This window comes from Dyella lipolytica (assembly GCF_030160075.1).
GTDB lineage: Bacteria > Pseudomonadota > Gammaproteobacteria > Xanthomonadales > Rhodanobacteraceae > Dyella_B > Dyella_B lipolytica.
In genome coordinates this window covers 47,879-67,243 of the sequence record NZ_BSNQ01000005.1, presented here as the reverse complement: position 1 = coordinate 67,243, position 19,365 = coordinate 47,879, and the positions used below count along the sequence as shown (strand labels likewise).

At 60.7% G+C, this 19,365-nt stretch carries 15 protein-coding genes; 7 read left to right on the top strand and 8 right to left on the bottom strand.

Annotated features, from left to right (window positions below):
• Positions 1–4 precede the first annotated feature (4 nt).
• The 3 genes from QQL64_RS12100 to glk form a co-directional block, all read right to left on the bottom strand.
• Positions 5–1,843: a glycoside hydrolase family 9 protein gene (locus QQL64_RS12100; RefSeq protein ID WP_284399920.1), complete on the bottom strand. Its 1,839-nt coding sequence runs from the start codon at positions 1,841–1,843 to the stop codon at positions 5–7.
• Positions 1,844–1,999: 156 nt separating this feature from the next.
• Entirely contained in the window at positions 2,000–4,792 is a 2,793-nt protein-coding gene (locus QQL64_RS12095; RefSeq protein ID WP_284399918.1) for a TonB-dependent receptor, read from the bottom strand.
• 125 nt (positions 4,793–4,917) lie between these two features.
• Positions 4,918–5,949, bottom strand: a complete 1,032-nt coding sequence (gene glk, locus QQL64_RS12090) for a glucokinase (protein WP_284399915.1) — start codon at positions 5,947–5,949, stop codon at positions 4,918–4,920.
• Positions 5,950–6,363: 414 nt separating this feature from the next.
• On the opposite strand from glk, the gene QQL64_RS12085 reads away from it, so the two are divergent.
• The 6 genes from QQL64_RS12085 to QQL64_RS12060 all read left to right on the top strand — a co-directional run bounded on the left by QQL64_RS12085 (position 6,364) and on the right by QQL64_RS12060 (position 14,227).
• A complete protein-coding gene (locus QQL64_RS12085) occupies positions 6,364–7,650 on the top strand; it encodes a sugar MFS transporter (protein WP_284399913.1) in 1,287 nt (428 codons plus the stop codon).
• 93 nt (positions 7,651–7,743) lie between these two features.
• On the top strand, positions 7,744–8,772 hold the full coding sequence (locus tag QQL64_RS12080; protein ID WP_284399911.1) for a LacI family DNA-binding transcriptional regulator: 1,029 nt from the start codon (positions 7,744–7,746) through the stop codon (positions 8,770–8,772).
• Between the two features lie 135 nt (positions 8,773–8,907).
• Positions 8,908–9,942: an SIS domain-containing protein gene (locus QQL64_RS12075; protein WP_284399909.1), complete on the top strand. Its 1,035-nt coding sequence runs from the start codon at positions 8,908–8,910 to the stop codon at positions 9,940–9,942.
• The gene (nagA, locus tag QQL64_RS12070) at positions 9,942–11,102 is read left to right on the top strand and encodes an N-acetylglucosamine-6-phosphate deacetylase (RefSeq protein ID WP_284399907.1); all 1,161 of its coding nucleotides are present in this window, start codon (positions 9,942–9,944) and stop codon (positions 11,100–11,102) included. The genes QQL64_RS12075 and nagA overlap by 1 nt, the downstream gene beginning before the upstream one ends.
• 119 nt (positions 11,103–11,221) lie before the next feature.
• Positions 11,222–13,072, top strand: a complete 1,851-nt coding sequence (locus QQL64_RS12065) for a M1 family metallopeptidase (protein ID WP_284399905.1) — start codon at positions 11,222–11,224, stop codon at positions 13,070–13,072.
• Between the two features lie 165 nt (positions 13,073–13,237).
• Entirely contained in the window at positions 13,238–14,227 is a 990-nt protein-coding gene (locus QQL64_RS12060; protein ID WP_284399901.1) for an alpha/beta fold hydrolase, read from the top strand.
• A 113-nt stretch (positions 14,228–14,340) separates the two neighbouring features.
• On the opposite strand, the gene QQL64_RS12055 is transcribed toward QQL64_RS12060, so the two are convergent.
• The 5 genes from QQL64_RS12055 to ttcA form a co-directional block, all read right to left on the bottom strand.
• Positions 14,341–14,919 (bottom strand): methyltransferase family protein, encoded by a 579-nt coding sequence (locus QQL64_RS12055; RefSeq protein ID WP_284399898.1) that lies wholly within the window; start codon positions 14,917–14,919, stop codon positions 14,341–14,343.
• A gap of 58 nt (positions 14,920–14,977) precedes the next feature.
• Entirely contained in the window at positions 14,978–15,745 is a 768-nt protein-coding gene (locus QQL64_RS12050) for a M48 family metallopeptidase (protein ID WP_284399896.1), read from the bottom strand.
• A 128-nt stretch (positions 15,746–15,873) separates the two neighbouring features.
• Entirely contained in the window at positions 15,874–16,791 is a 918-nt protein-coding gene (locus QQL64_RS12045; RefSeq protein WP_284399894.1) for a recombination-associated protein RdgC, read from the bottom strand.
• A 117-nt stretch (positions 16,792–16,908) separates the two neighbouring features.
• Positions 16,909–18,108 carry an amino acid aminotransferase gene (locus tag QQL64_RS12040; protein WP_284399892.1) on the bottom strand — a complete coding sequence of 400 codons (1,200 nt, stop codon included), beginning with the start codon at positions 18,106–18,108 and terminating at the stop codon, positions 16,909–16,911.
• A 57-nt stretch (positions 18,109–18,165) separates the two neighbouring features.
• The gene (ttcA, locus tag QQL64_RS12035; RefSeq protein ID WP_284399890.1) at positions 18,166–19,050 is read right to left on the bottom strand and encodes a tRNA 2-thiocytidine(32) synthetase TtcA; all 885 of its coding nucleotides are present in this window, start codon (positions 19,048–19,050) and stop codon (positions 18,166–18,168) included.
• Positions 19,051–19,154: 104 nt separating this feature from the next.
• Between ttcA and QQL64_RS12030 the strand changes: the two genes are divergently transcribed.
• Positions 19,155–19,361, top strand: a complete 207-nt coding sequence (locus QQL64_RS12030; RefSeq protein WP_284399889.1) for a YdcH family protein — start codon at positions 19,155–19,157, stop codon at positions 19,359–19,361.
• Positions 19,362–19,365 lie beyond the last annotated feature (4 nt).

The window sequence follows — 19,365 nt, the reverse complement described above, 5'->3', positions numbered from 1 at the left end:
TGTGTCAGTCGTGGGGCAAACTTACCGCATAGAGATACCACGCGTCGTGCGGCAGCCATTGCTCGGTCCACCGCCAGTCGTCGTCGCGACCGGTTTGGGCATAACCCAGGTCGAAGGCGATACCGTCTTCATCGTCGAGCCCGGCGGTGATGCCGTTGGTGATGGCGCCCGGCGCACTGGTGTATTCGTAGGAGCGGAAAAACATGTACGCCGCGTTGCGCTGTCCGCTGCCCATCAGCATGCTGGTGTCGTAAGGATTGCGGCCGAGGATCCAGTGCAATTGGTCCCACGCGTAGTCTTCAAGCTTCGTGCGGAACGCCGGATCATCAGCGAACAGCGGCGCAGCCATGCGCGCCGCGGCAGCGAGTGATGCCAGTCGTGCGTTCTCGCCCTGCCACCAGGGCGCCGCTTCGGTATCGTGCGGGAAGAAGAAAGCGGTGCGTACGGTGCCGTTGCCCATACGTACCAACTGACGGGCGTAGCCGAAAGGATTGTTCACATCATGGGTGACGCGCAATTCGTAGCCCAGCGAGCGCCGCACCACATCGCGCACTTTCTTTTGCTGCGCCGTCGTCGCAATCGATGCGTATTCCACCAGCGCCACGACGGGCAGGCCAGCATCGGTAGGATGGAAGAACGGGCGCGTACCGGCATCGGCACGCCAATAATCTTGTTGGCCGTCATGTGTCGCAAGGCGCGACATCAGACTTTCGGCACGCCGTTCGGCAGCCTGGCGCCAGACGTCGTCGCGCGTGGCTCGATACAACTCGTTGGCCGCCAGCAGCGCACAATAGTCGTCAACGATGTTTTCCACGCCATCGTTGATCAACTCCTTGTTATGTACATCCAGAAAACGGTAAGCCGCTTCGGCCGTGCGTAGATAATCTTGCCGAGTGAAGTCGCCGTCGGCATCATCCATCGTGCTGGCCAGCGCCAGTGCGGCGATCGCTACGCCGCCACCTGCGCGAAAGCTTGCTTCATACGCGTGAGGGCCATGCACAGGCGCCTCCACTTTTCCGCCGATGTCGTTGGCATTGCGCTTGATTTGCGTTCGCCAGTTAGGATCGCCGATACGGCGGTCTTGGGCGAGCTTGCCCGCACCGGGTGCATCGATCGATTGGTAGAACGAACCATCCGGTCGCTTGTCGCGCACCAGAAAGTCCGCGCCGAACAATCCTTCGTCGAGCAGACGTCGTTGATATTGGCTGAAATTCGGATCATGGCGCGCATCGAGCTGCTGCCAGCTGCGCAGCAGACTCCAAACCACCAAGGGCAGCTGCTGCGTATTGAAATAGGAGGTGAGGTTCTGGTGTGAGAGGTGAATGCCATAATCGCCCGTCGCGTCGTACCAGCCACCATGAATATCGAGTGTGCCGGGCTTGCCATCCGGATACGGCAAGTGACGATCGGCCTTGTCCATCGCGCCGCTAGAGCGCTGGCCTTTGAAGTAATAGACGACATTGGAGAACGTGTTGCGCTCCAGTACATCGTCCTGCACCAGGAATTCATCGGAACGCACGTAGGTTCCGTGATCTTGCAGCGTCAGATAGTAACGGCCCGGCTTCTTTAACGTGGAGAAATCAGCGCGCCAATAGCGCTGAGCACCCCACTTCGCAACAGGACCCGTATCCTGCAAGGTGCCTGTCAGCACCGGTTTGTTGTCGCTAGCGTCGACAACCTGAAAATCGTGCAGCGACTGCGCGGCATCCGCCGACACAATGGCTTGTTTGCTTGCCTGCAATTCGTAGCCGACTTGATCGACCAGCACTTTCGGTTCGGCCGCCCAGCCATTGACTGTACACAGGCTAAGGCAAGCCAATACGAACGGCACGAGAGACTTCATGCGGCAACTCCTGCGAGACAACCTCTACAACGCCGGACGTGCCGGCGTTGCGGGTTTCATTGCGATCGACTTCCCGCACCCAGATACCCTGGAAAAAAAGGGACCTGGCAAGATCGCCAGGTCCTTGGCGGGGAAGAAGAAAGGTGGTGCTTTACATCAGAATTTGAAGTGCGCCTTGACCATGAACTCGCGACCGCTCGCGTACTCGTTGAGGAGGTACGTATTGGTCGGACCGAGGTACTGCCTATAGACCGAGTTCAGCAAATTCAGCATGTCCAGCGACACGGAGAAGTTTTTGTTGAACGCGTAGGCGGCCGATGCATCCAGTTCCTTGTAGCTTCCGGTGTACGAATCCGGTGCACCCGCTACGTAACCGCCTGCGAGGTACTTACTGCGGTAGTTGTAAGCGATGCTGGCGCTGTACGGGCCCTGCTCGTAGTACGGAGCGACGGTGTAGGAGTTCTTCGAGTTGTACGGCAGAGGACCGTTGGAACTGGTATGGGAATCCGAATACGTGTAGTTCGCGCGGACGCCAAAGCCAGTATCACTAAAGGCCTGCTGGTAGCTGATCGCCGCACCCTTAACCGTTCCTCGACCACCGTTGATCGGTGCCGAAACCGCATAGGTACAGATACCCGCAGTCGAACAGAAGCGGCCGTCGATACCCTGGTTGACCAGGAGTTGACCGGTACCACCGGGGTACAGCTCGAGCCAAGAACCGTTCTGACGCACCTGGTCCGTGGTCGCGTTGACAACGTAGTTCAACACGTTCTTGTAGAAGCCCGAGAAGGCCACCACCGACTGGTCGTTGAAATACCATTCGGCCGAAATGTCGCCGTTAAGCGAGCGATACGGCTTCAGGTTCGGGTTGCCGGCCGTGGCAGTCAGCACCGTGTCGTTGGCCTCGAAGTAGGGCGCCAATTGGTTATACGGGGCATACGCCACCGTCTCCGATGCAGCACCGCGCAGGATCACGTCAGGCGTGACATTCCAAGCAACGTTGAATGCCGGCAGCCAGTTGTTGTGCGTACTGGTTTGGCCCACGTAACCGAAGCCGGACGGGAAATCGCATGCCCAAGAGCCTGTAGCCGCTGCACTGGCCAAGCAGGTGCTCGGTATGTCGTAGCCGTAGGAAGTGATCTTGGTGTGGACCCAGCGTACGCCAAGGTTACCGTGCACGGTGTCGTTACCGAAATTCACCTGACCGTAAGCGGCAGTATTCTGCTGCTGCACGTTGAAGGTGTTATTCCAAGTATCGACTGGATCGTTGGCGATCAGGTTGTTGCCGTTAAGCACGGCGTTGTAGATCGCGTTGAAGCCCGCCGTCTGCACGTGCTGAACCGAGCTTCCACCCAGACCGATCGACGAAGCACCCTGCAGGTTGGTAAGGCCGCCATAGCCAATCTGGTTAAGCGTCTGATTGGGCACGCCCGTAAAGATCAGCAGCCCTTGGCTTTCCCAGTGCGAAGCGTAACGCGCGCCGAACAGCACTTCGTTGAAGAAGCCGTCGAGATCCTTGCTGAAATCAAACTGTGCGTACTGGTCCTTCGACTTGTATGGCTTGTAGCCGATGTTGCCGCCGAAATCGTTGTCAGCCCAGTAAGACGGGTTGTTGGCGGTAGCCAGGTCGGTGTAGGTGAAACCCTTGTTGATATTCCAATTGAAGCCGCCACCGTAGTAGAGCTCCTTGAACGCCTGCGAGATATCGTCGCGCGACGTGCTCACACCGACCTGACCGCCCAGACGCCAGCCATCACCGTAATAGGTGCCACGCCAGTCGACGCCACGCGTCTTGACGAAGGAGTGACGTGCGTCATTGTCCTCGAAGCTATCGGCGGTACTGGTGCAGCTGGTGGCGTTGAAGCAAGGCGTGCCCACCTGCGTGCCGCTGGAGATGACGCCATTGGAACTCGGCGCCAAATAGCTGATGCCTTTGTAGGCGAAGCCCGCAATCGGATATAGCGAGGTGTTGATGTTGTTGAGGCTGTCATTCATGTACATCAAGCTGAGCGTGCTGTCGAAGTGCTCGTTCGGCTTGTACTGAATGTTGACCAGGATGCTGTTGCGCTTCTCGGTCTGGATAAAGTTGGCTGAGTTCAGCTCCGTCGGGAACTGATCCGACGCCTTGATGGTGCCAGCGGCGACTTCCGCGGCGATCGCCGGGTTAACTGCAGCGGCAGCCGAAACAGGCGAGTAGCTGAAGATTTCCTGGCCTTCGCGAGACGTAATCTCCTCGTAGTGCTGAGCGGAAACATCTACGCCAAAGGTCTTGTCGGCGTTATGCCAGCTGTAGAAAACTGCGGCGTTCGGCCGCTGTTTGCCGACCATGTCGTTGTAGTTCGCGCCGAAGGAGCCGGTAAGCGTATTCGCATCGACATCGAGCGGCTGCACTGTGTGCATGAACACGGTACCGCCGAGGCTGCCTTCCGGCAGACGCGCTTCGGGCGACTTATAGATTTCGAGCTTGCCGAGAATCTCGGGCGGCAGCAGCGAATAGTTGAAGCCGCGGTTCGGATTATCACCGTACAGCCACATTGCCTGCGCCACCGGATGGCCGTCCAGATAGCTGAGGTTGAGGCTGGGATCGATGCCGTCGATGCTGACGCGTTGGGTTGCACCGAACAGATGGTCAAGCGTTACGCCAGGCACCTGTGCCAGCGCTTCGGCGACGTTGGTGGCCGGGAACTTGCCGATATCGGTTGCCGTGATGGCATCAACAATGGCATCGGCGTTGCGCTTGGTATCCATCGACTGCTGCAAGCTGGCGCGGATACCAACCACAGTTACCGTACCCAGCTGCTTCGCATTGGCCTTCTCGGCCTGCTGCTCGGTAGTCTGGTTAACGGTATTGGCAGGTGTAGTTTGCGTGGCGTCCTGTGCATGCAACGCACTGGACAGACAAAGGCTCGCGATGATGCTCGCGGCAAGCATAGTCTTACGATGTGACATGATTTCCTCCCCTCAGAGGCGTTTTCAGCACGGAAGATGTTCGCGGCATGCCCGTACTGTTTGGCGTATGGGCTTGCGCCCGGTTGGTTGAAAAATCGTCGCTTCTCTGTCCCTCGGCGCGCCCGTCAATGAGCATGCTGGCTGTCCAAATACAGGCCAGCGGCGCCGATGACCCCAAGCTGGCCGTGTTCCATCAGTCGTACAGGTACTTGCTGCAGGTAAGGACGCATAACGCCCTTGTTGAAAAAACGCTCGGCGAATGTGCTCGACAGCAGCAGCTCGCGGATCTGCGGCAGAATGCCGCCGGCGAGATACACACCGCCGCGTGCGCCATAAAGGAGCACGAGATCGCCGACGAAACTGCCAAGCAATCCGCAGAACACATTCAGTGCTTCTACGGCTGCTGCATCCGAACTTTCCACGGCACTGCGGGTTACGTCAGCCGGGAGATGCAAGGTCGGCGTGACACCGCGCAAGGTGCAGATCGCGTTATAGAGATTGACCAATCCAGGACCGGACAGCGCATGTTCGAACGACACGTACGAGCGTTCGCGCGACAGCAATCGCAGGATCTCGATTTCCAGTTCGTTGCCGGGCGCCAGAGCGACTTGTCCCGCTTCGGTGGCCAGCACCGTGGCGTGTGGCTTGCCAGGAAAAAGAACCGCGGAGCCCAAACCCGTACCCGGTCCCATCACCAATACCGGACCAACAACTTGCGGCGAGCTAGTCTCGATCACCGACGCAGTGTCGGCCTGGGTCATGAATTGCGTGGCGTAGGCCACCGCTTCGAAATCGTTGATGACCGCCAGATTGGCGATACCGAGCGTCTCGCGGATATCGCGGATCGACACCGGCCACGGCAGGTTGTCGTTGACGATGGCGTCGCCCAACACGTAGCCCGCGCTAGCCACCGCGCACTGTTCTACGTGCATACCCGGGTTCAACTGCGCGATGAAATCTTTCAGCACCGCAGTAAGGCTGGGCCATTCGGCGCAGGCATAGCGGCGGTATTCCAGCACCGTGACGGGACGATGGCCGTCCGGACGCGGGCTTACCAGGCCGATGCGCGCATGGGTGCCACCCACATCGGCAGCCAGAAAAGCCAGCCCCGGTGACGGCACCGATTGCGCATTGCCACGTGTGACAGCCTGAACCACGCCCCCTCCTAACGTATCCCGTCGCGCTTGCCCTACACAGCTACAAGGGCTTGCCCTCTGCTGCGCGACTCTGATGACGGAGTCTGGTCACGAATGACAACGCTGTCAACAGGTCGTAAAGATTACCTTCAAAGCATGTTTGTGGCGGTGCGAAACGTTATGCAGCACGGTTGCGGACCAAAAGACGTAACCGCATGAAGAATTTGATATTTACGTAGTACCACCTAGGACAAATGACCTAGTACTTAGCGTGTTGCAACGCACCACACACAAGCATCGAATTCGGCGAAATGACGCACGTTGTCGGCCACGCGACAACGCCATCGATTGACAACGTTATGCCTTGGGGACAATAAAGATCGCTACGGCGATGTCGCACATTCGCCGACATCGGGTCTTCACGGGGAATCGTTCATGTCGTCCACCACGTACACCGCCGACGCGCCACGCACGTCGACACTGCTGCCGATGGTCATCATCGGCGTACTGTTTTTCATCTTCGGTTTCGTCACCTGGCTCAATGGGCCGCTGATTTCGTTTGTAAAAGTGGCTTTCACGCTCAACGACATCAATGCGTTCCTGGTGCCTTTCGCTTTCTACGTTTCTTATTTCGTGCTCGCGCTACCGGCCGGCGTAGTGCTGAAGCGCACCGGCATGAAGAAAGGCATGGCACTTGGCCTGTTTGTGATGGCGATCGGCGCAGCGGTGTTCGGCGAGTATGTACGCATGCGCGTCTACCCAGGCGCACTGGCCGGCTTGTTTGTGATCGGCGCAGGTTTGTCGTTGCTGCAGACGGCATCCAATCCTTACATCAGCATTCTCGGTCCGATCGATAGCGCAGCGCAGCGCATCGCTTTCATGGGCATTTGCAACAAAGTGGCCGGCGCGCTAGCGCCGCTCGTTTTCGGTGCGCTGGTGATGACCGGCATCGATTCCTTCCAGGACCAGGTTGCGAAAACGGCGGTTGGCCCGGCGCGCGAAGCATTGCTCACCGAGTTCGCGTCGCGCGTGTTTCTGCCGTACATGGCGATGGCTGGCATTCTGGTTGTGTTGGCGGTTTGGATCGTTTTGTCATCGTTGCCGGAAATCAAGCCTTCCGGTGCCAACAGCGAGCGCGCGATCGGCCACACCGCCGGCGGTATTTTCAGCTTCCCGCACCTGTGGCTGGGCGTGCTGTGCTTGTTCCTCTACGTAGGTGTGGAAGTGATGGCCGGCGATGCCATCAATACCTATGGGCAGGGCTTCGGACTGCCGCTGAAGATGACGTCGCATTTCACGACCTACACGATGCTGGCGATGCTGAGCGGTTACGTTCTCGGCTTGGTGCTGATTCCGCGCTTCATTTCGCAGCAGCGTTATTTGGCTGTATCGGCGGTACTCGGCGTGCTGTTCGCGATTGGCGCATATCTCACGCATGGCAAAGTTTCGGTGGCCTTTGTGGCCGCACTGGGTTTCGCCAACGCCATGATGTGGCCGGCCATTTTCCCGCTGGCGATCAAGGGCCTGGGCAGCCATACCGAGCTGGGTTCGGCCTTCCTGATCATGGGGATCGTGGGCGGCGCGCTACTGCCGCAGGCCTTCGTGCACCTCAAGCAGTACATCGATTTCCAGCTGGCGTTTCTGGTTGTCATCGTGCCGTGCTATCTCTACATCCTTTATTACGGTATGCGCGGCCATAACGTAGGCAACCACGCGCGTTGAGAGCGCTTATGGCAGGCCCCGGCAGTCGTACCACCACCACTCAACCCGGCGACTGGGCTACGATGCCCACCCGACACCCGGGAGGATCTCTCGTTGCACAGTCCCACCATCAAGGATGTCGCCAAGCACGCAGGCGTCTCGCTGAAGACGGTTTCCCGCGTTATCAATCACGAGGCTGCGGTGCGCCCGGAGACCCGCGAGAAGGTGGAGCGGGCGATCGAGCAGCTCGGCTATCAGCCGGATCCCTCCGCCCGCAGTCTGCGCAGCAGCTCGCACTCGTACGCAATCGGCCTGGTCTACGACAACCCGAACGCGCACTACGTGATCGATATGCAGAACGGCGTGCTGTCGGCCTGCCGCGAGCGGGGTTTCGGCTTGCAGATCTATCCCTGCGATTCGACCGCACCGAAACTGGCGGAAGAGCTGGTATCGCTGGTGCAACGCGCTCGTCTGGCCGGGTTGATTCTGGCGCCGCCGATGTCAGAGCAGTCCGCCTTGCTGGCGACACTGCAGGCACACGATGTGTCTTTCGTGCGCATCATCGCCGCGCGCGAGGATCCGCAGGACGGCATGCCCTGCGTCTATGTGGACGATCACGACGCGGCCTACGCGATCACCGAGCACTTGATCCAACTCGGTCACACTCGAATCGGTTTTTTGTGGGGCGAACCGCATCACCGTTCCAGCCCGGAGCGTTATCAGGGCTATGCGGACGCGTTGAAGGACTACGGCATCGCCATCAATCGCAAACTGATCCTGCCCGGCCGTTATGCGTTCGACGACGGTTTTCGCGGTGCACGCAAATTGCTGGCGTTGAAGGAAGCACCCACGGCGATCTTCGGCTGCAACGACGAAATCGCCGCTGGCGTGCTCGCCGCCGCGCGATCGGCGGGGCTGGATGTGCCGTGGGATCTTTCCATCGCCGGCTTCGAGGACAGCCCCTTTTCCAAGCAAGCGTGGCCGGCGCTGACGACTGCGCGGCAATCGACCAGCGAGATCGGGCGACATGCCGCTTTGCGCCTGATCGGCGGACTGCAGAACCAGCGCGCCGAACCGGCCAACGAGGGCTTTATGCCCGAACTGGTGGTGCGCGGCTCGACGGCGCCGCCGCGTCAGACCTGATCCTCTTGGCGGCAGGCGCAACGCGCCGCCGCGCTCGTTTTTGCTTCGTCATCCCGCACAGCGGGTCGTCGTCGTGCGCATCATTTTTGGTGAGCAGAGGCACACGCTGCGTTTCGTTCTTTTCCCGGAGTCCCCATGAAATCCGCTCGTGACACCCTGATGTACAACGAGGCGCAGGAAAGCGCCGCGACCGTCGAACGCCAGCTGGCGCAGAACGCATCGCTGCTGAAATCGCTCGGCGAACGATTGCGTGCGGAGCCGCCGCGTTTCATTGTGACTTGTGCGCGCGGCAGTTCCGATCATGCGGCGGCGTATGCGAAATATGTCTTCGAAACCCAACTCGGTTTGGTCACGGCGTCGGCTTCTCCGTCGATTTCCTCGATCTACGATGCGCATCTCAAGCTCGACGGCGCATTGTTCGTAGCGATCTCGCAATCGGGCAAAAGCCCCGACCTGCTGCGCAGCGCGCAAGCTGCGAAAGAAGGGGGTGCATATGTCGTGGCGATGGTGAATGTCGAAGATTCGCCGCTCGCTGAATTGGCCGACACAGTTATTCCGCTGCGTGCCGGCCCTGAGCGCAGCGTCGCCGCCACCAAGAGTTACCTCGCTACGCTCGCAGCGATCTTGCAGCTGACGGCTTACTGGACCAACGACAAGGCGCTGCATGCAGCCATCGCTCGCCTGCCCGACGATCTACGCCGCGGCTGGGAGAGTGACTGGAGTCCGCTGGAACGCGGCCTGGTCGACGTGCACAACCTGTATGTCGTCGGTCGCGGTTACGGTTTCGGCGCAGCGTTGGAAGCCGCGCTCAAGCTGAAGGAAACCTGCGGCTTGCACGCTGAGGCGTTCAGCGCAGCAGAAGTGAAGCATGGTCCGATGGCGATCGTCGGCCCCGACCTTCCCGTGCTGTTCCTCGGTCAGGATGACGGCACCTTGGAAAATACCTTGTCCGTTGCCGCCGAATTCCGCTCGCGCGGCGTGCGCGTGTGGGTCGCTGCACCCGGCGTGGAAGGCGCCGACGCCCTGCCGCTACCCACCGGTATCGAACCTATCGTGACGCCGCTACTCGCCGTGCAGAGTTTTTATCGCGCCGCTAGCGCGCTTGCGCTTGCGCGCGGTTACGATCCGGACGTACCGCCGCATCTGCGCAAGGTCACGGAGACCGTGTAATGCCCGCGAATCCGCTGATTGCTCTGGTCAATGGACGCGTGCTCGGCGATCACGGTCCGCGCGAAGGCCTGGCCGTGCTGGTGCGTGGCAAGCGCATTGTCGCCATCGTCGCGCACGACGATGCGCGCATGGCCGACGCGCAACGACATGATCTGCAAGGTCGCCTGCTGCTGCCTGGCTTTATCGATGTGCAAGTGAATGGCGGGGGTGGCCTGTTGTTCAACGATGCGCCGACGGTGGAAACGCTGCGCGGCATCGCCGAAGCACATCGCAAGTACGGCACTACCGGCATGCTGCCCACGCTGATTACCGATACTGCCGAGCAAATGCACGCCGCACTCGCCGCGGTAGATGAGGCGATCGAGCAGCACATTCCCGGCATTCTAGGTATTCACGTGGAAGGCCCTTTTCTTGCCACAGCGCGCAAGGGTATCCATAACGCCAATCTGTTCCGTCAGCCCGACGCCAGCGATATCGAAGTGCTTACCGCACCGCATCGCGGCGCAGTGATGCTTACGCTGGCACCGGATCAGGTTCCCCCGTCGATCATCGCGCGTTTGAGCGAAGCCGGCGTCATCGTCGTGGCCGGCCATACCGGCGCTGACTACGCCACTACGCGCGCCGCGCTCGACGCTGGCGTGTGCGGCTTCACGCATCTGTACAACGCGATGACACCACTGAGCAGCCGCGATCCAGGCGTGGTCGGTGCGGCGCTTGACGATCCGCACAGCTGGTGCGGTTTGATCGTTGACGGTCATCACGTGCACCCGGCGACGTTGCGCGTAGCGATCGCAGCGAAAGCGAGCGGTAAATGCGTGCTTGTCACCGATGCGATGCCGCCCGTAGGCAGCGACCGGCCCGATTACGTACTCAATGGGCAGACCATCGTGATGCGCGACGGCATTTGCCAAAGCGAGGACGGCGTGTTGGCCGGTTCCGCGCTCGACATGGCTGGCGCCGTGCGCAATACGGTAGAACTGCTGGGAATACCGTTAGCGGAAGCCTCGCGCATGGCGAGTAGTTATCCGGCGGAGTGGATCGGGCTCGGCCGCACGCATGGGCGGATTGCAGCAGGCTATCGCGCGGATTTCGCGGTTTTGGACGACTCGCTGACCGTGCACGAGACATGGGTGGGCGGCGCGATTTATCCCGTGGGCTAATGGGATGAGGTGGGTTGGGGAGAGCGTTAGCGAACCCCGGCCTTGTACCTTCGCCATAGGCCGGGAGCCAGGCGGGAGTGGCATACTCGCCGCTCCCTATTCCCCTCGGAAGCCGCACGATGTTCCCGCTCCGTACCCTGGCCCTGGGCGCCCTGCTGTTGCCTTTGGCAGCCTACGCCAACGATCCCTATTCCTACGCCCAGCCGGACGAGGTGCGCGTCACCCATCTGGACCTGACGCTGAAGATTGATTTCCCGCACCGCCAGCTCGATGGCCAGGCCACGCTGACGCTGGACTGGAAGGATCCCAAAGCCACAGCACTGACCCTGGACACGCGCGATCTGAACATCGCCAGCGTGGAAGCGGTCGATGCCAAGGGCAAGACGTCACCGCTGCAGTACGCGTTGGCGCCGCGCGACAAGCAACTGGGTAGCGAGCTGACCATCCAGACGCCGCAGCGTCCGCATGAAGTGCGCATCGTCTATACCACCTCGCCGGACGCCTCCGGCCTGCAGTGGCTGCCCCCCGCGCAGACGGCGGACAAGAAGCAGCCCTTCATGTTCTCGCAATCGGAATCCATCCACGCACGCTCCTGGGTGCCGCTGCAGGATTCGCCGGCGATCCGTTTCACGTATGACGCCCATGTCACCGCACCACAGGATGCTCGCGTGGCGATGAGCGCGCCGAATAATCCCAAGCATCCGTTGAACGGCGATTTCAGCTTCAACCAGACGCATCCGATCCCCTCCTACCTGCTGGCGATCGCCGCGGGCGATCTTGCGGTGAAAGAAACCGGCCCGCGTTCGGCGGTGTATGCCGAGCCGTCGGTAGTCGGCAAGGCCGCGCACGAGTTCGAAGACACCGAGAAGATGATTCAGACGGCGGAGAAGTTGTACGGTCCCTACCGCTGGGGCCGCTACGACATCCTGGTGTTGCCGCCGAGCTTTCCGTACGGCGGCATGGAAAATCCCAACATGACCTTCGCCACGCCGACTGTGCTTGTCGGTGACAAGAGCTTGGTCTCGCTGGTAGCGCATGAGCTGGCGCACTCGTGGTCGGGCAACCTGGTGACGGCCGCGTCGTGGCGCGACATCTGGCTCAACGAAGGCGTGACCACCTATGTGCAGGGCCGCATCACCGAAGCGCTGTACGGCAAGCGTCAGGCCGACGAGGAAGCCCTGCTCGATATTCATACCTTGCAGAAGGAAGTCGGCACGCTGCCCGCAAACGCGCAGCGCCTTGCTCCCAAGCCAGGCGGTATCGATGCCGACGATTCGCTCTCCGACGTCGCCTACAACAAGGGCTCCTGGTTTCTGCGCACGCTGGAGCAGCGCTTCGGCCGCGATACGTTCGACAACTATCTGAAGGGCTACTTCAATCACTTCGCGTTCCAGAGCATTACCACCGAGCAGATGCTCGACTACCTGAAACCAAACCTGATCGACAAATACCCCGGCAAAATGAGCTGGGATGAAGCAAGGGAGTGGGTCTACGACGCCGGCATTCCGAAAAATGCACCGATCCCTGCTTCGCCGCGCTTCGACGCCATCGACAAGGAGCGCAGTGCCTTTCTAGCGGGCACGCTGACCGCCGACAAGCTCGATGCGAAGGGTTGGAACACGCAGGAATGGATGTACTTCCTGGACGGCCTGCCGGATGTGCCGCCGCTGGACAAAATGCAGGCGCTCGATGCCGCGTGGCATCTCACCGGTACGCCGAATGCGGAAATCGGCATGCGTTGGTACGTTCACGCCATTGCCGCGGGCGACAAGGCCGCGTGGCCGGACGCCGCCGAACATATGACGCGCATCGGCCGTCTGTACCTGACGATGCCGGTCTATGCCGCGCTGAGCAAGACGCCGGACGGTCTTGCTTTCGCCGAACAGGTGTATGCCAAAGCGAAGGATGGTTATCACCCGCTGACACAGCAGGCTGTCGAGGCATTGTTTGCGAAGGCCTCAAAGAAGTAAGCGCTTTAGCCCCTCTCCCTTTGGGAGAGGGGTTGGGGTGAGGGTGCGGAGCTTGCGCGATATTGAAGTTTCCCGCTTCTAGGCTCCGCTCGTACCCTCATCCGCCCCTTCGGGGCACCTTCTCCCGGTGGGAGAAGGATTCACAACCTGCATCCGGCACTAGCTATGACCACATCCGCATTGAACCCATCTCGCCCCCTATGGCAACGCTTGCTGATACGTCGCCTGAAATTCCTCGGCATCGTTGCCGCGCTGCTGGTCGTTTCGCTAGGCGGCAGTTATCTGTTCGCGCCGCAATGGCTGCTCCAGGCCAACTCGATGCGCGAGGCGATGAATGCGCAGCTGGAAAAGCGTTCCGTGCAGGCCGGCGATACGCAGTGGGTGTATTACGAAGGTGGCCAAGGGCCGACCATCGTCTTGCTGCACGGCTTTGCGGCACGCAAGGAAGTGTGGCTGAAGGTCGCGCCCATGCTCACCGCGCATTTCCACGTGATCATTCCCGACCTGCCGGGTTGGGGCGAGTCCTCGCGCATTCCCAACGCCAGCTACAACATCGACAGCCAGGTCGCACGCTTCAACGATTTCGTGCAGACGCTGCACCTCCAGCACTTTCTGCTCGTAGGTCATTCAATGGGTGGCGCGATTGCCGGCGTGTATGCCGCTGAGCATCCGGATGATGTCAGCGAATTGGCGCTGATCGATTCGTTTGGCCTGAATTTCAAGGAAAACGACTTCGCCAAGGAAGCGCGGAGCGGCAAAGATCCCTTCATCTACGACGACCGTGCCGGCTTCCTGCGTGCCAATGCGTTGGCATTCGAGCATGTACCCAATATTCCAGGGCGCTTTATCGATGTGTTCGTGAAGGACAGCATCAAGAATCGCGCTTTCATCGAAAGCACCTTTCACGAATTGGACGAAGACTCTCAGGTGCTGTCGCTGCAGAGCCGCCTCGACAAGCTGACCATGCCGACGCTGGGTCTGTGGTGTCACGACGACAAGATCATCGATATCTCCGCACTGGACAGCCTGCGCAACGGCCTCACCCATGCGCCGGCGATCAGCACCAGTGTGCTCAATGGGTGCAATCACATGCCGCAGATGGAGAAGCCGCAGGAATTCGTACAAGTGCTGACCAGCTTCGCACTGGCGCACTGACAGTGCCCGCTTGCGCTAGATAAGCTTAAAACAACCTTTAAAACGTCATCCTGACGAAAGTCGGGATGACGTCGATTTATTTAGAGTGTCCGCCGAAATCAGGCCATGGGGAATCACAACACCCAAGGCACCAGCGCTTTGACGCGCTGCATGTACGCGCGATATTGCTCACCGAAGAGCTCGCACAACCAACGCTCTTCCATTCGCAGCTTGCGCCAGAACGAGGCCGCGACAATCGCAGTGGCGAGCAATCCGCGCCACTCCCCGATCGCCAGAGCGCTGCCGAGAAAGGCGAGCAACAAACCGGTGTAGATGGGGTGGCGCACGATGCTGTAAGGGCCACGGACGATCAGTTCGTGATCCTGTTTCAGCTGGACCACGCCACTCCAGTTGCGTCCGAGAATCACGCGCGCCCAGCAGGCGAAGGCGAGCCCTGCAAGCGTGAGGATGAAGCCAAGCCACACCACCCATTCGTCGGCCGGCATAAAGCGTTCGCGCAGCACGGTGCCGTTTAACCAGCCGGTATTCATCATCAACAGCACCGCGACGATCAGTGGCAAGCTGTATTTGCCAAAGCGCGACAGCGGGGATTCGACGCGCACGGCTTGTTTCACGTTCGCCGCGCTGATGCCCCAGTACATGAGCCACAGCAGCCACGCACCGCCAAACAGATACCCGAACGGAATCGACATCGCCATCCCCTTGCGTCGGAAAACTCTGTTTATCCCCAAGCGGCGGTGTGGCGCGCCATCAATCGGCGACGTCGGCGATCAGCCTGTCCAGTTCCGCCTTCAGCGTCGCACCATTCTGGCGCAGCCAGTCGCGCTGTTCGCGCCAGTCGGGGAAGATCGATTCCACGTGCGCCCAGAAGCGCGGCGAGTGGTTGCGTACTTTCAGATGGCAAAGCTCGTGTGCCAGCACGTAGCGCAGGGCTGCGGGCGGTGCGAGCGCGAGTGCGAGATCGAGATTGATGCGATCGCGCGTATCGAGGCTGCCCCACAAGCTTTTCATCGGGCGAATGCGTAGCGCAGTCGGCGCCAGACCAAGCTGCGGTACGTAGCCGGCCAGCCAGCGCGAGACATCACGGCGGATCTGATTTTCGAAATACGAAGCAAGCAGGCCGCGCGCGACCGGCAATGCACGGCTGTGCGGGCGCGGGATTTCCAGCGTCAGGCTGTTGTCGTAGGCGACAACACGCGGATAGACACCTTCGGCCCAATACAGCGTGGCTGTTTCACCGCGCAACGGAAAGTCGATGGGTGTGCCCACGCGCAATGGCGGCAGCGGTTCGACGAAGAGATTCAGTTCGTCGAGTTTCTTCTCCAACCAATCGGCGTTGTGACGTAGAAAGGCGTTGACTTGCGACGGATGCGTGCCTTGCGGATACGTGATGCGCGCGCCCTTGGGCGACACGGTCAAGCGCAGCCGTCGCGCCCGTGGGTGTGCTGCTTTGAGCACACGAATGGTGTTGCCGCTGAGTGTTGCCAACTCCAGCCAGTCGCCGTCGAGGTACGCCATGATTCTGCCTATCGGTACTACCGCCGGGGGCCAAAATGGCCCCCGAGCCCAGGCAGAATGTGGGGCGGCGACGCCATGCGCAAGGGCTTTTTGACCTGACCCCCGGGAAGCCCGATCTGGCGCGCGTCTCAATTCTCCTTGGGACGCGGGAGGCCGAACCATTCCTCGAGTTTGGCCAGCAAACGCTCCAATTCCAGGGTCAGCAGGGCAAACCGGGCGTCCAGCTCGGCGGCCGCGTCTTGCTGGCTGTCGCCCAGCTCGTCCAGCACGACATCGAGGAATTTCAGCTTGCGCAGCACCAGATCCTCGCCCAGCACGAAGCTCATGCGGTCATCGAACACCAGTCCCAGCTGGAACACTTGCTTGCCGTTGCGCAAATGCTCTTTTACTTCTTCGGCATCGAGATCCTGACGACGGCAACGCGCGATGGCACCGGTAGCAGTGGCCGGATCGCGCAGTTCGCATTCGTCGCCGAGTACGAGACCGCCCGGCAGCTTGCCGCTGGCGAGCCAGTCGGTCATCAACACGCGCGGACCCTCTTCCGGCGCGAGCGGTACGGCGGGAAAGCTGCCGAGCGCTTCGCGCACTTGCGTCAGCGCGTTCTCCGCTGCTTTACGGCTGGCGGTATCGAGCACCAGCCAGCCGTGCTTGCGGTCGACGTAAGCCGACATGCGCGAGCTGCGCACGAAGGCGCGCGGCAGCAGTTCGGTAAGCAGATCTTCTTTGATGCGCTTGCGCTCGCGACCGCCAACCTTGCGGCCTTCTTCCTCGGCGATTTTTTGCACTTTGCGTTGCAGCTCGTCGTTCACCACGGCCGCCGGCAGCAGTTTTTCTTCGCTGCCCACGGTGAGCAGCGTGCAGGCGTTCACAGCGTGCGTGAGCGCGGCCTCTTCGCCGCGACCGACCGGCGGCACGAAACCACGCGTGCCCATTTCCAGCGGACCACAGGGACGCAAGCGATGGTCGCCTAACGCCTCATCGAGGCGCTTCAGATCTTCGGCAACAGCGGGAGAAAAGCGGAATAGCGTGAGGTTGCGAAAAAACATGAAGGATCCGATTGAAGGGTCATGCCGTCGCCCCGGCGCAAACCGAGACCCAGTGACTTATCGGCAGACAAGACGCTGAGCCCCGGCCGTCGCCGGGGCGATGATATTTATGGAGGTTTAGCGGCTCACCGCAGCGACTGCAGCAACCACCGTATCGAGATTGGCGCGATTGAGCGCGGCCACGCAGATGCGGCCGGTGCCGATGGCGTAGATCGCATGTTCTTCGCGCAAACGATCCACTTGCGCCTTGCTCAGACCGGAGTACGAGAACATGCCCGCCTGCTTCTGGATAAAGCCGAATTGCGGCGCGCCGTTGGCGGCCAGCTTTTCCACCATGCCGGCACGCATCGCGTGAATGCGCTCGCGCATCTCGGTCAGCTCCTGCTCCCATACCGCACGCAGTTCCGTGCTGTTGAGCACGCCTGCCACCAGTGCGCCGCCATGCGTAGACGGACTGGAATATATCGAGCGGATGATGCGTTTGACCAGCGATTGCACGCGCAGCGCCTCGTCGCGGTTGGCGCCGACGATGGAAAGCGCACCCACGCGCTCGCCATACAACGAGAACGACTTGGAATAGGAATTGGCGACCACGAAGGATTCGATGCCCGATTCGGCGAACAGACGCACCGCTGCAGCATCCTCGTCGATACCCTTGTCGAAGCCCTGATAAGCCATGTCGATGAAGGGCAGCAGGCCGCGATCTTTCACCAGCGCCACCACTTGCTGCCATTGCTCGACGGTGAGATCCACGCCGGTGGGGTTATGACAGCAGGCATGCAGCAGCACGACGGTGCCAGGTTCCAGTTTGCCGAGGTCGGCCAGCATGCCTGCGAAATTGAGACCGTGTGTTGCCGCGTCGTAATAGGTGTAATCCACCACCTCGAAACCGGCGGCGTTGAATACCACGCGATGGTTTTCCCAGCTCGGGCTGCTGATCGCCACTTTCGCTTTCGGCAAAGCTTTCCGCAGCAAATCCGCACCCACGCGCAGCGCGCCGCTGCCGCCGACCGTCTGCGAGGTCGCCACGCGACCGGCCGCCAGCAGCGGGGAATCGGCGCCGAAAACCAGCTTCTGCGTCGCCTGGGTATACGCCGGCAGACCATCGATCGGCAGGTAGCCGCGCGGCTTCGCCTCACGCGCCAGCATCTCTTCCACATGGCGCACCGCGCGCAACAGCGGAATGCGGCCGGATTCGTCGTAATAGATGCCCACGCCCAAGTTGACCTTGCCCGGACGCGTATCGGCCACAAAAGCTTCGGTAAGTCCCAGGATCGGATCACCCGGGGTCATTTCAACAGATGCAAAGAGGGACACGGCTGTACTCGACAATGGGTAGATGGAGGTATGGACGTCCAGACGTCCGCCGGGATGCTAACGGTTGCTGTCGCCTTCGGTTCCGGCAAGCCAGCCATGCACGTCGACGCGCTGAGCACCTTCGCGAGCACCCAGCGCAGCGAAATCGAACAGCTGACGATCGGCCAACTGCGAGGGTGCCACATTACCCAGCGCGCGAAAAATGGTTTCGCTGCGCCCGGGGTGCTGGCGCTCCCACTCGTGCAACATGCGGCTGACGGCCTTGCGCTGCAGGTTCTCCTGCGAGCCGCAGAGATTACAGGGAATGATCGGAAACTGCCTGTGCGCGGCGTAGTCGGCGATATCGCTTTCTTTGCAGTACGCCAGCGGTCGGATCACCACATGACGTCCGTCGTCGGACCGCAGCTTGGGCGGCATCGCCTTCAAGCTGCCCTGATAGAACATGTTGAGGAAAAACGTACCCAGAATATCGTCGCGATGATGCCCCAGCGCGATCTTGGTGATGCCGTTGGCCGCCGCCCAGTGGTACAGCGCGCCGCGCCGCAGCCGCGAACACAGGCTGCACATGGTCTTGCCCTCGGGAATCACCCGAGTGACGGTGCTGTAGGTATCTTGTTCGATGATATGAAAGGGCACGCCGCGCTCGGTGAGATACTGCGGCAGCAGGTATTCGGGAAACCCCGGCTGCTTCTGATCGAGATTCACCGCGATCAACTGGAAACGCACCGGCGCCTTCGCCTGCAACGAGAGCAGGATGTCCAGCATGGTGTACGAGTCTTTGCCGCCCGAAAGGCACACCATGACCTTATCGCCGTCCTCGATCATGTTGAAGTCCGCGATCGCCTGACCGACCTGGTGGCGCAGGCGCTTGGCCAGCTTGCCGGCCTCGTAAGCCAGCTTGCGGGCAATATCGGGTTGGGCGACCTCGGGGGGAGCGGACATGGCGGTGGTATCGAACGGGCAAGCGGCTATTGTACCCGCCTCACCTGCCGCGATCTGGCGCGCTACAATCGGCGCTCTACCGCCGCCTTTGCGACTTGTCCGCCATGCAGGCCCAGGACCCGACTCAAATCGCCCATCTGCTGGCCGAACTCCGTCAGGAGCATCGCGACCTCGATGCAGCGATCGCGCAGCTGGCCGCGTCGATCGGCCGCGACGAGCTGCAGATCACCCGCATGAAGAAGCGCAAGCTGCTGTTGAAAGACAACATTGCGCGACTTGAAAGCAAGCTGATCCCCGACCTCGACGCCTGAATCC

Bases quoted from the DNA above. Each gene is read 5' to 3' on its own strand.
- QQL64_RS12100 (WP_284399920.1), bottom strand. From the start codon at position 1,843: ATGAAGTCTCTCGTGCCGTTCGTATTGGCTTGCCTTAGCCTGTGTACA.
- QQL64_RS12095 (WP_284399918.1), bottom strand. From the start codon at position 4,792: ATGTCACATCGTAAGACTATGCTTGCCGCGAGCATCATCGCGAGCCTT.
- QQL64_RS12085 (WP_284399913.1), top strand. From the start codon at position 6,364: ATGTCGTCCACCACGTACACCGCCGACGCGCCACGCACGTCGACACTG.
- QQL64_RS12075 (WP_284399909.1), top strand. From the start codon at position 8,908: ATGAAATCCGCTCGTGACACCCTGATGTACAACGAGGCGCAGGAAAGC.
- nagA (WP_284399907.1), top strand. From the start codon at position 9,942: ATGCCCGCGAATCCGCTGATTGCTCTGGTCAATGGACGCGTGCTCGGC.
- QQL64_RS12065 (WP_284399905.1), top strand. From the start codon at position 11,222: ATGTTCCCGCTCCGTACCCTGGCCCTGGGCGCCCTGCTGTTGCCTTTG.
- QQL64_RS12060 (WP_284399901.1), top strand. From the start codon at position 13,238: ATGACCACATCCGCATTGAACCCATCTCGCCCCCTATGGCAACGCTTG.
- QQL64_RS12055 (WP_284399898.1), bottom strand. From the start codon at position 14,919: ATGTCGATTCCGTTCGGGTATCTGTTTGGCGGTGCGTGGCTGCTGTGG.
- QQL64_RS12050 (WP_284399896.1), bottom strand. From the start codon at position 15,745: ATGGCGTACCTCGACGGCGACTGGCTGGAGTTGGCAACACTCAGCGGC.
- QQL64_RS12045 (WP_284399894.1), bottom strand. From the start codon at position 16,791: ATGTTTTTTCGCAACCTCACGCTATTCCGCTTTTCTCCCGCTGTTGCC.
- ttcA (WP_284399890.1), bottom strand. From the start codon at position 19,050: ATGTCCGCTCCCCCCGAGGTCGCCCAACCCGATATTGCCCGCAAGCTG.
- QQL64_RS12030 (WP_284399889.1), top strand. From the start codon at position 19,155: ATGCAGGCCCAGGACCCGACTCAAATCGCCCATCTGCTGGCCGAACTC.